The sequence below is a fragment of the Bacillus sp. AMCV2 genome (genome assembly GCF_056033925.1).
Map to the genome: position 1 here is coordinate 3433878 of NZ_JBVYIB010000002.1, position 16106 is coordinate 3449983.

Annotated in this window: 17 protein-coding genes; 6 read left to right on the plus strand and 11 right to left on the minus strand. The window is 44.8% G+C overall.

Annotated elements, in window-relative coordinates; all coding sequences use genetic code 11:
* Positions 1–9 precede the first annotated feature (9 nt).
* Entirely contained in the window at positions 10–762 is a 753-nt protein-coding gene (locus AC0OMA_RS17800; protein WP_474222308.1) for a C39 family peptidase, read from the plus strand.
* A 240-nt stretch (positions 763–1002) separates the two neighbouring features.
* Entirely contained in the window at positions 1003–1668 is a 666-nt protein-coding gene (gene pelC / locus AC0OMA_RS17805; RefSeq protein WP_041518072.1) for a pectate/pectin lyase PelC, read from the plus strand.
* A 19-nt stretch (positions 1669–1687) separates the two neighbouring features.
* Here the strand turns inward: pelC and hprF are convergent, their stop codons facing one another.
* Genes hprF through hprK form a run of 5 tightly spaced genes read right to left on the minus strand, consistent with a single transcriptional unit; the run spans position 1688 to position 5574 of the window.
* Entirely contained in the window at positions 1688–2206 is a 519-nt protein-coding gene (hprF, locus tag AC0OMA_RS17810; RefSeq protein ID WP_327844855.1) for a heptaprenylglyceryl phosphate O-acetyltransferase, read from the minus strand.
* 3 nt (positions 2207–2209) lie between these two features.
* Positions 2210–2860 carry a pyrophosphatase PpaX gene (gene ppaX / locus AC0OMA_RS17815; RefSeq protein ID WP_015483752.1) on the minus strand — a complete coding sequence of 217 codons (651 nt, stop codon included), beginning with the start codon at positions 2858–2860 and terminating at the stop codon, positions 2210–2212.
* The gene (locus tag AC0OMA_RS17820; RefSeq protein ID WP_047183261.1) at positions 2857–3795 is read right to left on the minus strand and encodes a nucleoside recognition domain-containing protein; all 939 of its coding nucleotides are present in this window, start codon (positions 3793–3795) and stop codon (positions 2857–2859) included. Before AC0OMA_RS17820 ends, ppaX begins: the two co-directional genes overlap by 4 nt.
* A gap of 23 nt (positions 3796–3818) precedes the next feature.
* A complete protein-coding gene (gene lgt / locus AC0OMA_RS17825; RefSeq protein WP_003242661.1) occupies positions 3819–4628 on the minus strand; it encodes a prolipoprotein diacylglyceryl transferase in 810 nt (269 codons plus the stop codon).
* A gap of 13 nt (positions 4629–4641) precedes the next feature.
* Positions 4642–5574 carry an HPr(Ser) kinase/phosphatase gene (hprK, locus tag AC0OMA_RS17830; RefSeq protein WP_122894771.1) on the minus strand — a complete coding sequence of 311 codons (933 nt, stop codon included), beginning with the start codon at positions 5572–5574 and terminating at the stop codon, positions 4642–4644.
* Positions 5575–5755: 181 nt separating this feature from the next.
* On the opposite strand from hprK, the gene nagA reads away from it, so the two are divergent.
* From nagA to nagR, 3 genes are read left to right on the plus strand one after another with little or no spacing between them, the layout of a single operon-like run.
* Positions 5756–6946, plus strand: coding sequence for an N-acetylglucosamine-6-phosphate deacetylase (gene nagA, locus AC0OMA_RS17835; protein WP_047183263.1), 1191 nt, complete (start codon positions 5756–5758; stop codon positions 6944–6946).
* Positions 6943–7671, plus strand: coding sequence for a glucosamine-6-phosphate deaminase (gene nagB, locus AC0OMA_RS17840; protein WP_015483755.1), 729 nt, complete (start codon positions 6943–6945; stop codon positions 7669–7671). The genes nagA and nagB overlap by 4 nt, the downstream gene beginning before the upstream one ends.
* Before the next feature lie 17 nt (positions 7672–7688).
* The gene (nagR, locus tag AC0OMA_RS17845) at positions 7689–8420 is read left to right on the plus strand and encodes an N-acetylglucosamine utilization transcriptional regulator NagR (RefSeq protein ID WP_322839818.1); all 732 of its coding nucleotides are present in this window, start codon (positions 7689–7691) and stop codon (positions 8418–8420) included.
* 19 nt (positions 8421–8439) lie between these two features.
* Here nagR and AC0OMA_RS17850 read toward each other — a convergent pair whose 3' ends face one another.
* From AC0OMA_RS17850 to yvlA, 5 genes are all read right to left on the minus strand, one after another.
* The gene (locus tag AC0OMA_RS17850) at positions 8440–12309 is read right to left on the minus strand and encodes a lamin tail domain-containing metallophosphoesterase family protein (RefSeq protein WP_046340270.1); all 3870 of its coding nucleotides are present in this window, start codon (positions 12307–12309) and stop codon (positions 8440–8442) included.
* A gap of 199 nt (positions 12310–12508) precedes the next feature.
* Entirely contained in the window at positions 12509–12868 is a 360-nt protein-coding gene (locus AC0OMA_RS17855) for a phage holin family protein (RefSeq protein ID WP_003228066.1), read from the minus strand.
* A 1-nt stretch (position 12869) separates the two neighbouring features.
* Positions 12870–13067: a PspC domain-containing protein gene (locus tag AC0OMA_RS17860; protein WP_015384763.1), complete on the minus strand. Its 198-nt coding sequence runs from the start codon at positions 13065–13067 to the stop codon at positions 12870–12872.
* Positions 13068–13071: 4 nt separating this feature from the next.
* Positions 13072–14169 (minus strand): DUF4097 family beta strand repeat-containing protein, encoded by a 1098-nt coding sequence (locus AC0OMA_RS17865; RefSeq protein ID WP_014478112.1) that lies wholly within the window; start codon positions 14167–14169, stop codon positions 13072–13074.
* Between the two features lie 24 nt (positions 14170–14193).
* Positions 14194–14520, minus strand: coding sequence for a protein YvlA (gene yvlA, locus AC0OMA_RS17870; protein ID WP_003244375.1), 327 nt, complete (start codon positions 14518–14520; stop codon positions 14194–14196).
* A gap of 217 nt (positions 14521–14737) precedes the next feature.
* Here yvlA and AC0OMA_RS17875 point away from each other — a divergent pair, with 217 nt between their 5' ends.
* Positions 14738–14968 carry a hypothetical protein gene (locus tag AC0OMA_RS17875; protein WP_003235419.1) on the plus strand — a complete coding sequence of 77 codons (231 nt, stop codon included), beginning with the start codon at positions 14738–14740 and terminating at the stop codon, positions 14966–14968.
* A 198-nt stretch (positions 14969–15166) separates the two neighbouring features.
* Here AC0OMA_RS17875 and hag read toward each other — a convergent pair whose 3' ends face one another.
* A complete protein-coding gene (gene hag / locus AC0OMA_RS17880) occupies positions 15167–15988 on the minus strand; it encodes a flagellin Hag (RefSeq protein ID WP_046340271.1) in 822 nt (273 codons plus the stop codon).
* Positions 15989–16106: the final 118 nt, after the last annotated feature.

The window sequence follows — 16106 nt, forward strand, 5'->3', positions numbered from 1 at the left end:
GAGATAAAGATGAAAACACTGCGAACTCTATGTGTCCTGATGATTCTTTCAGGCGTTATTTTTTTCGGACTTAAAATAGATGCAAAAGATATAGATATTCCTTTTTTGAACAGCCTTAAAAAAGTGGTTTCTGATAGCGATACAGACTCAGCTGCGAATAGCAAAAAGGAGCTGAAGGGAAGCGCAAAACCGCTGGATGTCATCCTTTATAATCAAATGGACGCACCCCGGCTCTATAACGGCTGTGAAGTAACAAGCCTTGCGATGGTGCTGAATTACGCGGGATACGACGTGACAAAAAACACCCTGGCAAATCAGGTTGCCACAGTGCCTTTGACATACAGCAGCGGATTAAAGGGTGATCCAAATGACGGATTTGTCGGGGATATGGCGAATGGCCCTGGTCTCGGTGTCTACCATCGACCGATCTATCAGCTGGCGAAAACCTATGCGGGAGACAAAGTGACTGACCTGACTGGAAAAAGCATTTCTGCTGTTTATGAACAGCTTGAAAAAGGCAATCCAGTTTGGGTTATTACGACAGCCAACTTTACGCCAGTTGACAACATGCAGACATGGAAAACGCCAAACGGAACGATAGAAATTACGTACAGCGAACACAGCGTCGCCGTTACGGGATATGATAATAAATATGTGTATCTCAATGATCCGTATGGCTATAAAAACAGAAAAACCGATAGAACAAGCTTTGAAAAAGCGTGGAAACAAATGGGCAGCCAGGCCGTGGTTATTCAAAAGTAAACACCTGAAAGCCTCACTATGCTCTATCCTGAGCAAATACGACAATATTCATGCTTTTAGTTTCAATCGGTAAGATCGATTCATTTTCCATTTATCACCCAAAATTGTCTTTACTTTCAGGCTGTCTGTTTTTATGATTAAAGCAGATTCAGCCTTGCCCCGATCTATGTGAGAGAAGCCGGTGCAAGTCGCTGACGCTTCTCTTGCAAAAAATGAAAGATATCCGGGGAGGATTTATCATTGAAAAAATTCGTGTCTATCCTATTTATGTTCGGTTTGGTTATGGGGTTCAGCCAGTTTCAGCCATCAACCGTTTTTGCAGCAGACAAAGTGGTGCACGAAACAATTATCGTACCAAAAAATACAACATATGACGGGAAAGGACAGCGGTTTGTGGCAGGGAAAGAATTAGGCGACGGAAGCCAGTCAGAAAACCAAGACCCTGTTTTTCGTGTGGAGGATGGAGCAACCCTGAAAAATGTGGTGCTTGGTGCACCTGCCGCTGATGGTGTACACACTTATGGAAACGTTAACATTCAGAATGTGAAATGGGAAGATGTTGGTGAGGATGCGTTAACGGTGAAGAAGGAAGGAAAAGTGACGATCGACGGCGGTTCTGCTCAAAAAGCGTCAGATAAGATATTCCAAATCAATAAAGCCAGTACATTCACAGTGAAAAACTTCACGGCGGACAATGGCGGGAAGTTCATTAGACAGCTTGGCGGTTCAACCTTCCACGTTGATGTGATCATCGACAAGTGCACCATCACAAACATGAAGGAAGCGATATTCCGGACGGACAGCAAAACAAGCACGGTCAGAATGACAAATACACGCTACTCTAATGTCGGTCAAAAATGGATTGGTGTTCAGCATATTTACGAAAACAACAACACTCAATTTTAACCAAAAAAGTCCGTTGATTTTATTCAGCGGACTTTTTCAATCTTTCTTGCATTTCTTCCTTCGTATAGATGATCCTCATCGGATTTCCGCCGACAAATGCCCCGTCAGGCACATCCTTATGGACAAGCGTTCCGGCGGACACAACTGCGCCATCTCCTATTTTCACCCCGGGCAGAATGGTCGTGTTGGCACCAATCATCACTTCGTCTCCGATCAGAACTTTGCCGATCCGGTATTCGTGAATCAAATACTCATGGGTCAGAATGGTCGTATTGTACCCGATGATTGTATTTGTTCCGACTGAGATCTTTTCCGGAAACATGATATCTGGCATCACCATGAGGGCAAAGGATGTCTGTTTTCCAACCTTCATCCGCAGAAATGTACGGTACAGCCAGTTTTTCATCCCTATAAACGGCGTATATCTCGCAATTTGAATGACAATGAAATTTTTGACGACCTTTAAAAAAGGTACCGTTTGATAGACATGCCACAGTGAGTTGGCCCCCGAGACCGGATGACGATCTGTTTTTCTCACAGATTACTTCACTCCAACAATTTGTAATAGATCACTCATTTTCTCAAGCATAAAATCCGGCTCATGCTTCGCCAGCATTTCCGGCCCTTTAATCGTCCATGCGACTCCTGCGGTTTTTGTTCCGGCGTTTTTGCCTGCCAGCACATCGTGGTAATTATCTCCGACCATAATGGCTTCCTCGGGCTTGCTTCCTAACTGTTTCAGCGCTAACAGCACAGGCTCGGGATCAGGCTTTGCATTCGTCACATCATCAAGGGTGACAACTGTTTCAAAGAATTCGCCGATTCCCGTGAGCTTGAGGCCCATATTGACAGTATCTCTTAATTTTGTTGTCACAATTCCTAATGTAAAGCCGGCTTTTTTTAATGCATCCAGGGTCTCATATACCGTTTCATATTCAGTCACGAGTGAATCATGCATGTCATGATTGTACGCTCTGTACATGGCGATCATATCATCGCATTTTTCAGGATCCATCGAGGAGAAAGTTTCAAAAAGAGACGGCCCGATAAATGCAAGGACATCTTCTCGTTTATACTTGCTCGGATAATAATGCTCCAGTGTATGCAAAAAGGACGCGATAATTAATTCATTCGTATTAATAAGCGTTCCGTCTAAATCAAACAGAATCGTCGTTACTTGTTTATCACTCATATTGCTTCCTTTCCAACCGCTGAGGGTTTCCATTTTTTCCACGTGTGCGCAATAGCCATTGTCAGCAGAACTGCTGTGGTGACACGAATCAAAAGAAGCGGCCAGACCGGTATGCCGAGCGGAATAAAGACAAGTGTATCTTCTACGACCGCGTGGCAGGCAACGAGAAATATAAATGCCAATGTCATATCCCGCCTGCTCACGCCGTCATCCTCAACAGCTTTGATCATAACACCCGCTCCGTAGGCCAGACCAATCGTCAGTCCCGCCACCATCGTCATAGACGTATTTTTATTCATGCCAAGCAGCTGCGTAAACGGAGACAGCCACCTGGAGAACCGAAGCAGCCAGCCTAAATCTCTTAAAAACTGGATGATGATCATCAGCGGTATGACAATTGCCGCCAGCTGCAAAACACCAAGTCCGGCTTTCGTTAAGGCTTCTGCCAGCATTGCCAGCCAGCTGTCTGGCGCCGCGCTCTTCGCAGTGATAAAACCGTACTGCGCCGTTTCCTGTCCACCATGCCAAATGAGGTTGATGACGATGGCTGACACAGCGGCCAAACCGATGCGCACCGCCAATATAACGCCAATTCTGATACCAACCTTTGCGGCAACTGTCGATTCGATAATCAAGTTATGACAGAATGAAAGCATAACAGCTAAAATAAAGACTTCTTTTACAGACAAATCCAATGTCAAAATCGCGGCAATTCCCGCATACAGATTCAGCATATTTCCCAGTACAAGCGGAATGGCCGCTTCACCAGAAAGCCCGAAGAGACCCATTACCGGTGTGATCAGCCGTACAAGCCAATCCATGACAGGGGTATGCTGAAGCAAAGTGACCAATAGCGTTACCGGGAAAATCACTTTACCGAGCGTCCATGTTGTTTGAAGACCTGCTGCAAGACCGGCCAGAAAGATCTTCTTCATCCCTCATCCCCCTTTGTTGACGTCTACTCCGCGTACCGCTCCTTCGAGTATCCCTTGACGCGTCTGAAGATGATGGCTGCCACAGCCAAAACAATCAATACGATTGAAATCACCTGAGCGATGCGAAGTGAATCAGTCAGCATTAAGCTGTCAGTCCGCATTCCTTCAATAAAGTATCTTCCGATTGAATACCAAATGATATAGATCAAGAACATCTCGCCTCTACGCAAATTCGCTCTGCGCAGCAGCAGTAAAACAATGACGCCGACAAAACTCCATAGTGATTCATATAAAAAAGTAGGATGATAATATTGCCCATTGATGTACATTTGATTGATGATAAATTCAGGCAGGTGCAGGTTTTCTAAAAAGGCTCTGCTGACAGCCTCGCCGTGCGCTTCCTGATTCATGAAGTTCCCCCAGCGGCCGATCGCCTGGCCGAGCAAAATGCTTGGCGCGGCAATATCCGCAAGCTTCCAGAACGAAAGGTTTTTCACTCTCGAAAACACATAACCCGTTAAAATGGCGCCGATTAATCCGCCATGAATGGCAATGCCGCCCTTCCAAATCTTAATGATTTCTCCCGGATGTGCCGCATAATAATCCCATTCAAAGGCAACGTAATAAATTCGTGCGCAAATAATCGCAATTGGAATGGCAAACAGGACAAGATCAATAAACGTATCTTTCTGCAGCCCCCGCTTTTCACTTTCCCTCATCGCAATCCACAGCCCGAGCAAAGCGCCGAGACCGATAATGATTCCGTACCAATGGACGGCTAACGGCCCCAACTGAAAAGCTATCGGATTGAGTGGTTCTATCGCTTCATTCATTTAACGCCAACTCCTATTCTCCTTGTTCACCGTCTTCAATGACATCCGCCAGCTTGTTGGTAAATTGTTCAGCGGCATTCAGCCCCATCCGCTTCAATCTGAAGTTCATTGCTGCCACTTCGATGATGACTGCAAGATTTCGGCCTGGACGGACGGGAATCGTCAGTTTTGTAATTTCTGTATCAATGATTTTCATGGTCTCTTCCTCAAGTCCGAGCCGGTCGTATTGCTTGCCCTGCTCCCAGAGTTCAAGATTCATGACAATCGTGATTCGTTTATTGCTTCTGACCGCGCCAGCGCCAAATAGCGTCATCACATTGATAATGCCAAGGCCCCTGATCTCAAGAAGGTGCTCAATTAATTCCGGAGCGTTTCCCACAAGAGTATCCTGATCCTCCTGCCGTATTTCAACGCAATCATCGGCAACAAGGCGATGCCCTCTTTTCACAAGCTCCAGCGCTGTTTCGCTTTTTCCGACGCCGCTTTTTCCTGTGATCAGCACGCCGACACCATATATATCGACAAGAACGCCATGAATTGCTGTGGTAGGCGCCAGCCTGCTCTCAAGGAAGTTGGTTAAACGGCTTGACAGTCTTGTCGTTTTTAGCGGCGATCTGAGGACAGGCACCCCATTTTTCTCGGAGGCGTCAATCAGCTCCTGCGGGATGGGCATATCTCTAGAAAGAATAATAGCTGGTGTTACATCAGTGCACAGAGAATCCATTCGCTGTTTTTTCTCCTCTTCAGGAAGCTGTTCAAAGAAAGAAAGCTCTGTTTTTCCGAGAAGCTGCACGCGCTCTCTCGGGTAATATGTAAAATATCCGGCAATTTCAATGCCTGGTCTTGATAGGTCACTCATTGTAATCGGGCGGTTAATTCCTTCTTCTCCGCTGATTAATTCCAAATTGAACTGTTCCATTACGTCTTTAGTGCGAACCTTTGCCACGATATGTTCCTCCTGTTCCGGGCTGCCCCGAGCTTGCTCACAATACTTTCATTTTATCACTTTCGGGCTTGAACCTAAAACAGATTTTATAAAAGGGGGGAAAACACCTCAGCTGGTCTAGATCACTAGTCTGAAAAAGAGTAAAATAAAGGTATTCAAATTCCAGAAAGGCGGATCATCTATGGCAGAGAGTCTTCTTATCAAAGACATTGCGATCGTGACAGAAAATGAAGTAATTAAAAACGGCTATGTCGGAATCAATGACGGAAAAATCAGCACAGTTTCAGCAGAACGGCCCAAGGAGCCATATTCAAAAGAAATTCAAGCACCTGCGGATTCCGTTTTGCTTCCCGGCATGATTGACATTCATATCCACGGCGGCTATGGCGCAGATACGATGGATGCAAGCTTTTCCACGCTCGACATCATGTCGTCAAGACTTCCCGAAGAAGGCACGACGAGCTTTTTAGCCACAACGATTACCCAGGAACATGGGAACATTTCTCAAGCTTTGGTGAACGCAAGAGAGTGGAAAGCGGCTGAAGAGTCCTCTTTATTAGGTGCAGAACTGCTCGGCATTCATTTAGAGGGCCCCTTTGTTTCGCCTAAAAGAGCCGGAGCGCAGCCAAAGGAGTGGATTAGGCCTTCGGATGTTGCGCTTTTCAAAAAGTGGCAGCAGGAGGCGGGCGGACTGATCAAAATTGTTACACTTGCGCCGGAGGAGGATCAGCATTTTGAACTGATCCGCCATTTGAAAGACGAATCGATTATCGCGTCCATGGGGCACACGGATGCCGATTCCGCATTGCTGTCGGATGCCGCAAAAGCAGGGGCGAGCCATATGACTCATCTGTACAACGCGATGAGCCCGTTTCATCACCGAGAGCCCGGAGTGATCGGAACGGCGCTGGCCCATGATGGGTTTGTGACAGAGCTTATCGCCGATGGCATTCACTCCCATCCTTTAGCTGCAAAGCTTGCTTTTTTGGCGAAAGGCAGCAGCAAGCTCATTTTAATTACCGATTCCATGAGGGCAAAAGGCCTGAAAGACGGCGTATATGAGTTCGGCGGCCAAAGTGTGACGGTAAGAGGACGAACAGCTCTTCTTTCAGACGGAACCCTTGCCGGTTCGATCCTCAAAATGAACGAAGGCGCACGGCATATGCGTGAGTTTACAAATTGCTCTTGGACGGATATAGCTAATATAACTTCTGCAAACGCGGCCAAACAGCTGGGCATCTTTGACCGAAAAGGCAGTGTGACTGTGGGAAAAGATGCAGATTTGGTGATTGTCAGCAGTGATTGCGAGGTGATTCTCACCATTTGCCGCGGAAACATTGCATTTATATCCAAGGAGGCTGACCAGATATGAAAGTAATGGAATGTCAAACATATGAAGAGCTAAGCCAAAAAGCAGCCAGAATAACGGCAGATACAATCAAAGAAAAACCTGATGCCGTTCTCGGGTTAGCGACGGGCGGCACACCGGAAGGCACGTATCGCGAGCTGATCCGCCTGCACCAAACTGAGAATCTCTCATTTCAAAACGTCACTACAGTTAATTTGGATGAGTACGCCGGACTTTCAAGCGATGACCCGAACAGCTATCACTTCTATATGAATGACCGTTTATTTCAGCATATCGATAGCAAGCCTAGCCGGCATTTTATTCCGAATGGAAATGCAGACGATTTGGAAGCCGAATGCAGACGGTATGAACAGCTAGTCGAGTCCCTCGGCGGCACTGACATTCAGGTTCTCGGCATCGGCCGAAACGGACACATCGGCTTTAACGAACCGGGAACGTCTTTCAAGTCGCGAACTCATGTTGTGACATTAAATGAGCAAACCCGCCAAGCGAATGCCAGATATTTTCCTTCTATAGACAGCGTGCCGAAAAAAGCGCTCACAATGGGAATTCAAACGATACTCTCAAGCAAGCGCATTCTGCTGCTTATTTCTGGAAAAAGCAAAGCGGAAGCTGTTCGTAAGCTGTTAGAAGGAAACATAAGCGAAGATTTTCCCGCATCTGCTTTGCACCTGCATTCCGATGTTACGGTTTTGATTGATCGTGAAGCCGCGTCATTAAGACCTTGAAAGGAACATGCTGACTTATGAATATCAATAAACAATCGCCTATTCCAATTTATTATCAGATTATGGAGCAATTAAAAAAACAAATTAAGAGCGGAGAGCTGCAGCCGGATATGCCTCTTCCTTCGGAGCGCGAATATGCCGAACAATTCGGGATCAGCCGGATGACAGTTCGCCAGGCGCTTTCTAATTTAGTTAATGAAGGCTTGCTCTATCGCCTGAAAGGGCGGGGCACCTTTGTCAGCAAGCCAAAAATGGAACAAGCACTTCAAGGGCTGACAAGCTTTACCGAGGATATGAAAAGCCGCGGGATGACACCGGGCAGCAGGCTCATTGATTATCAGCTTATTGATTCAACTGAGGAGCTCGCGGCTATATTAGGCTGCGGGCACCCCTCCTCTATCCATAAAATCACTCGGGTGCGGCTGGCAAATGATATTCCAATGGCGATTGAGTCCTCACATATTCCGCTTGAGCTTGCGGGTGAATTGAACGAATCGCATTTTCAGTCGTCGATCTATGATCATATTGAAAGGTACAACAGCATACCGATTTCCCGTGCAAAACAGGAGCTTGAGCCAAGCGCTGCCACCACGGAAGAAGCGAACATTCTTGGTATTCAAAAGGGAGCGCCGGTCCTATTAATCAAACGAACAACATATCTGCAGAACGGAACTGCTTTTGAGCATGCAAAATCCGTATACAGAGGCGACCGTTATACATTTGTCCACTATATGGATCGTCTTTCATAAAAAAAGCCTCCAACCCTTTTTAAGGATTGGAGACATGGCGAAAATCAAACTGGTCTGGTGCCGGACGATATGTTTCTTTTTTCGTCTTGAACTTCCAGATCGGTGATTTCGTTTTGCCGTTAAAACTGTCTTCCACTATAATGTACCAATAATAAACAGACTGCGGTTCAAGATGATCCCAGCGGAATTCAGCTGTATCCCCGCTCTTCACTTGCTCCCGTTTTCCGAGCTCTTCATTGGTATATACGTTACATTCAAAATAATCCGTTTCCACCTTTTTGATTCTTGGCTTCAAATCAAGCGAAAGGGAAAATTCATCCTTGTTGCCATAGATATCCGTATCATAGTAATTCTTATCCTTTACATACGGAGAATACGTCGATACGTGCACCATGTCATTGGTCTGGTCAAATTGAAGCAAACGCAAATACCCTTGACCGCCTTCTGGCCCGCCCTGATAATCGGCCAGCATTTGATGCACAAGACGATCCGGTTTCCCATCACCATCATCATCCAGCTCATCTGTTTTTCTCATCGCACTATGATAATGCCCGCTCAACACCATCACGACATTCGGGTTCGGCTTTACGATTTCTTTGAATATTTTCTCTCCGATTGGGCTTCTGTTTCCGCTGACCAGCAAATACTCATGAAAAGCTAAAATTGCCATCCGGTCAGGGTGTTTCTTCAACACCTGATTCATCCACGCGATGTCTTCATCCGTAATGCCCCATCCCATGTACAGCATGATATAATCATTGCCGTTGCTAGAAATCAGGTCATAATGTCCGCGGTTGTTTTTATAGGAACCGCCATAATGCAATTTTTTATCAAAACGATCGCTGCCAAAATATTTGCCAAACGCCCTGTAGGAGCCGTCCTTATGCCCGACATCGTGGTTGCCGGCCAGCACGCCGTAAGGAATTCCGCTCTTATCCAGAACGGACATTGACCGATCAGCGTTTTTCCACTGTCTGATATCAGCGGAATCATCTACAATATCACCCGTGTGGAACACATATTTGATATTGAGCTGCTTTTGATTATCTTTTATCCATTCGGTCTGTTTATCAAAAATATGCGGATAGCTTTCGGCGTAATACTGTGTATCAGACATCCAGACAAATGTGTACATATCCTTCGCAGGGGGAATTTCATCCTGTACAATCACATTCATTTTCGACTCCCGTACAAAATCGGCGGCAATCACAGACGCTTTCAGCGTAAACGGTTTGTCATCCTTCGCGACGAAGCTGTCAACTGGCTGCCATTCGTTTGTCCGATAATTCCAAGCATACATCGTCACCTTTCTCCCCGGCAAAGAACTGCCCTTCCAGACTGCTTCAGCCAGATCATTCTCATCAATTGATGGATCAACCGTCACTTCAAAGCGATGATAAGGGAAAAGCTCTTTGTTTTCTGTCGATACTGTTTTTCCATCAACAGCTGATACCCGCTCCAATTCTTTATTCGTAAATGGGGTCTCCCTTTCCGGCACAAAGCTTTTCGGCGGTTCAGTCAGTGACGCGTGCTTAAATATTTTCACATGATTGCGCGCTGTATATTGAAATCCCCTATAAAAACCAACATCCATGGCATCATTCGTCGGATCTTTCACCCGTACAGAAAGCTTGGCCTTATGCGTGTCGGCTTCGCTGTCTATAACCTCCGGCTGGTCCGGATGCTCTCGTTCGGTTTTAAATATCCTCTCAATCACTGTTTTATTGCCCGCGAGATCCGTTGCTGTCACTTTTAGAGAATGTTTTCCCGGCAAAAGGTCAGAAGATGACGTATGATATGGGAGTGTAACGCTTTCTCCATCTAAAGACGCTTCCGCTTCCTCAATTTTGCTCCATTTATCATACATATCCGCCTGCAGAATAAGGTTTCCTTTATACGTTTGCCCCTCGGTGATATTCGGCTCAATGTGAGGTCCTGAATTATCTACCCGTACAACCAGGCTGACATTTTCCTTGCCGTCGCTTGCTTGAATATGGTGAGCGCCTTCAGAAAGCTTTGATGTATCCCACTCCAGCAGCTGTGATGTAAACAGTCCGTCAGGCAGATTGAACTGGAATTGCCAGCTTTTATTCGAGCGCTGATTATCGCCAATAAAAAGTTCCTTCTCAGGGGACACCCTCTGATCCCTGATCACCGTTCCATCCGATAACACCAATCGGGCGTTTTTGACTAAGAAGTCATCACGGTTTTCAGCCGTATCAAACGGAGACACCTTCGAACCCGATCGTATTGTAATACGCTGCAGCTGCTTCCCTTTCCGAAGCAGTGTCTCTGGCAATGGAACAGAATAGGTGCGGTATTTATTTGTTGTATCATCGAACACCTTCAGCACTTTGCCTTCCATCGTTACCGCGTTTTTAAAATAAAGGTTCGTTTTCCTCGTATCGAATGCAAAATATACTTCTTTTTCCATCGCGGGCTCTGTCACTTGTTTTTTCCCGTCAACCCATAGCTTAATGCGGTCAGCTCGCCCTTCTGTCGTGGCTTTGAGAAACTGAGTTCCCGACAGCGTGTCTCTGTTTTCAATATTCATCCGCAGGCCGTGCGACTTGCTTGTTTGTTTAATATCAATCATTTTGACCGGCGTTCTCGCTTCATTGATCCCGTCCCCGGCCGCCACATAATACTCTAGCTGATCCTTCCCGATCAATTCAGGCGAATACACAATATAATGGTAGAGATTATCGTTGCGGTCTTTTTCAGCAAGAATTCGCTTAAACGGTTTGTTCTCATCCGTCCGGTAGTAAAAGGCCGCTGTTTTCACTAGACTTCGGTCCCGTATGTCAGCCCGCAGCTCAATGCTTTCAGCAGGGCGGACAGGCTTGCGGTCAGTCAAATCCTCAATGACCGGCTTTTCTTTATCGAGCTTGATTTTCCGTTTCTGCTCGGGCACCTGTGCCTGTAATACGGTTCCAGGAGACGGATTCTTTTCCCCGATTGAAATGTTCAGAAGTTCTGCGGTTCCGTTCAGCGGATACTTATAAAGCACTGATGACAGCCGGCGCAGCGCATGTTTCCGATAATGCGCAACCGAAATGTCCTTTCCTGTATTCGTTGATATCACAACGGCCCGCGGCCTCGTATTGGCCATACCCTCTGTCTCGTCTATCACCGCGAGATTTTTTCCTTCTTTTAGTTGTGTCTGATAATAACGATTGAAATCCTCTGACGTCAATTCTGGATGCCCGGCAGGCTTCAGCCAGACGACAAACGTTTCGCCGGATGGTATCAAGATCCTTTCATCAGGCCTCCAAATCAGATCGGAGTCAGGCCCTTCTTTTGGGTAGCGGTAACGGATATGGTAGTCTTTAAAATCAATCGTTCTGTCAGTCGTATTAAAAATCTCAATAAATTCATAACCGTCTGCGCGTCCTATGTTCTTCGTATCAACCGCCAGCTCTGTGATCAGAAGCTCCGGAATATGGGCAAGGTCAGCCTGGTATCCTTCAAGCTTCAGTTTCTTCGTCTCCGACTTCACCCGCTGCTTCCCATTCGACATCACAATGTAATACTCAAGCTCGCTGTTCCAAATCAAACGTTTCGGAATTTGTGCCAAAAACTTGCGGACCGCTCCGGGGGTCGGGTCCATCGGCACCATTTTGTAGCCCAGCTCATTACTTTGTTTATAAAAAAGAAAGGCGGAAAATGCTTGATACGAATTATCGCGAACTTGAGCCTCAATCATTAGATTGTTTCTCATTTCAGCTTTCACATCAATTTGAGGAGGATTTTCAAGCAAGGGTATGTAATGAGGCGTTTGAAATAGTTCCTGCTGTACAACAGGAAAAGCTTTCGATTCATGATGGCCGCCAGACAAAACGGAAAGAAAAGACAGTAATATAGAAGCAATAACCGTGTATTTCCTCATCAAAGCACCTCCCTTTTCATGTATTTTGCGTCTGAACAGGGAAGCTTATGAGTTCATTTTTAAACAATATCCAATCTGACAAAGCAGATGGTATACGACATATACGCGGGACTGCTGACAAAAAGCGAACACTTCACTTCACAATTTTTTAAGGAGGCTGCAGAACATGTAAAAAAGCTGCCTTTGCGGGCAGCTTTTTTTATTTTTTTCTAAGAGGCTCTAAAATGCCTTTTTGAATCAGCAAATGGAAGACCGACAGGATAACGGATGCCCATATCGCTGTGCCGAAGCCGTCGATTTGAAAACTGTCACCCATAATGGACGCGGTCATCATAAGCGTGATGGCGTTAATCACAAACAAGAAGAGTCCAAGCGTCACCATGGTGACCGGCAGTGTAAAGATAATTAAAAGCGGTTTAATCAGCACGTTTAAGATCGATAAAATGAGGCTGGCGATAATCGCTGCCCCAATGCTGCTGATATGGATGGAGTCAATATATCCATCAATGACGATTAATAACAATGCATTGACTAAAATGCTGACTGCCCATTTTACCATGTCATTTCATATCCCTTTCTGACGGGACGATAAAAATCCAAATGATATAAATGAGCAAAACCGGGAAGACACTTGTCATAATGGCTAAGATGACAGTTATGACTCTGAGGAGTGATGCGTCCCAATTGAAATATTCCGCGAGACCTCCGATAACACCGGCGATTTTCTTATTTTTTTCTGAGCGATAAAGCTTATTCATTCGATCACCTCTGTGAGTACTTTAGTTTGATGGCGCCTGTTAGTGATTCTGAGAAGACGGTGATGTTTTGATCATGTGCCTGATTTGAAGTGAACATCATTTCTTTTTGAATGGTATCATTTTTTTCCTTCAGCATCTCAACATCCATTAATTCATGGGACAGCGAACCAAGATTGCTTTTCAGCTCTGCCTTCACTGCGAGATCGTCCGGAATCGCAAGCTCCACACTTCCAGTCGTTGTTTTTGCATAAATGGAGCGGCAGTCCGATTCTGTAACGTTAATCGCAATATTTCCGTTAAAGCTTTGAACGTCAATGGATTCGCTTTTCCCTCGGAGATCGATCAATCCGTTAATGGTTTCCGCTTCTATCGTTCCGCAGCTGTGGCTGGCGAGCTTAATTTGCCCGTTGGCCGTTTCAGCTATGGCTTTTTCGGCTGTTAAGTGCGAGAACGACAACACGCCGTTTGTCGTTTTCGCTGAGAACTCTTTTACATGTAAATGTTCCCCTCTGACCGGACCGTTAAACAGCTTCACTCGAATCTTATCATACTCCTTCTGAGGAATATACAAAGTGACATTCGTTTTCATCGTCTTTTTCTCAGTACGGATAAAAAATTTATTACCTTTGATTTCACATTCAATATGCTGAAGAAATGCGTGTCTCGCCGCATCCTGGCTGTCAGCGCGATATACCTTCGCCTGGCATTCCGCTCTGATATCGTCATCTTCCCAAGGGACGATATTCACGCTGCCATTGGCAATTTGAAGCTCAACACTGGAAAAGTCAGTATCTTTAAATTGAAAAATGTGCTGAACATCATACGCATGGCCAAAGTTTAAATCAAGGTCAACTTCCTTGACCTTTTTCACAGCAGAATCAATCCAGTCAAACAGCTTGGCTCCTAAAGACGGCTTGCCGCTTTCTTTTTTTGCCGTTGTAAATGGCTCTTCCTCGTCATGAACGTGAACTGAGAGCGCTGTGATTTTCTCTTCTTTTTCCTTGTAGTCGCTGTCAAGCTTTTCAATCAGTGTCAAAGCTTCTTGTGCTGTAAGCTTTCCTTCCTCAACAAGCTTAAGGATTCGTTCCTTTTCTTGCTTCATTACGATCTCCTCCCCATTGTCTACTTATGCTGCACGCAGGACCTTAATGCCCTGAATCACATTCCAAATGATAATGCCAATGACAACTAAGAAATAAATAACCGCTCCCCCAATGATTACAAATACAGGAAGCAAGCTGTCTCCATCAATCGCAACGGCTCCGCCAAGTAAAGCAATAAAAAGGAACAGCCAGCCGACAAACGGAACAATGTGAGAAATAAGAGAGCGTATCGCATGGCGTTTTGTTTCTTTCTCATTTACAACAAAATAAGCGACAATCGGCACAATGATTGGCGCAATGAACACACTGAAATAACAAAGTGATGCAATAATAGCTTGATTACGGTTCAATTCATTCCACACTCCTATTGTAGATTGTCCATGACAAAAGATCAGGGACGTTTTACTTATTTATACGTTTAAAATCTCTTCAGGTTTCAAATTCATTCTTTAGACATGCTCCGATTTACGGAAATTGGATTTTAAAAAGTTTTAGAAGTAGAATCTTCCGGCTATACCGATTACAATATGTAAAAAGCTTACGGCAACCAAGGAGGCTGGACAAGCAATGGAGAAAGATCCCAGTGACTATACAGTAACACAAGAATCAGTGTTAAAGCTGATTCATGAACAAAAAAGAATGAATCGTGAAATGATCGCCGAGCTTGAGCAGATTCACGGACCCTTCCCGATCTCTCACGATATCCAATATATAAAAGTGCTGCTCGACAGCAGCAACACGCATATTGTTCAAGATTTAATGAGTGTAAGTAAGCAGCTGTATAAGAAGACTTTGTAATTGCGGAAAACATATCATTCATTATAACTGAAACAAAGTTAAAGGTTAGATGACAATATCTTGCCTTTTTTGTTTTGAAAAAACAAGTGATTCCCTGGCTGTCACAAAATGATTGTAACAAAAAAAGCCTGCCGGCACATCCAGTTAATGGACTCTGTCGGCAAGCTGTAACTAACAGAAAGAGATAGCCGTTCAAAATTAACGTAACAATTGAAGCACGTTTTGCGGCTGTTGGTTTGCTTGAGCAAGCATCGCTTGAGAAGCTTGAGAAAGAATGTTGTTTTTTGTGAAATCGCTCATTTCTTTCGCCATGTCAACGTCACGAATACGAGACTCAGCAGCAGTCAGGTTTTCACCAGAAGCGCTTAAGTTATTGATTGTGTGCTCTAGACGGTTTTGTACCGCACCAAGTTTAGCACGTTGGTTTGAAACACTTGTAATTGCACTATCGATTTTAACAATCTCAGTGTCAAAACTAAAATCATCTGCTGAAACATCGATACCTTTTACTCCTAAAGTTGTTGCATCCATGTTACCAATTGTAACATTAATATTTTGGCCAGCATTTGCACCAATTTGGAATGTAAATCCTGCTGTTTCACTACCGTCTAAAAGTTTTTTTCCGTTAAATTCAGTACGTTGAGAAATTCCATCGATCTCTTCAGTTAAAGCATCCATTTCATCTTTAATTGCAGTTAAATCTTCAGTTTGCTGTGTACCTGTGTTTCCTGCTTGAACAGTAAGTTCACGCATACGTTGAAGGATTGCATGGGTTTCAGTCAATGCACCCTCAGCTGTTTGGATAAGAGAAATACCGTCTTGAGAGTTTTTAGAAGCCATTTCAAGACCTCTGATTTGTCCTCTCATTTTTTCAGAAATCGCAAGACCCGCTGCGTCATCTCCCGCACGGTTGATGCGAAGACCAGAAGAAAGTTTCTCCATGTTTTTTGAGCTCGCACTGTTGTTTGAAGACAAACGGTTTAGTGTGTTAAGCGCTGCAATATTGTGGTTGATTCTCATGTGAAAAATACCTCCATGTGTATATGTTTTTGAAATCAAAGACTTCCTTTTCTTTGATTTCTGGCGTATCAGACTCCAATAAAGCTTCTAACCTATGTAGATTCAGTTATTGCTTAAG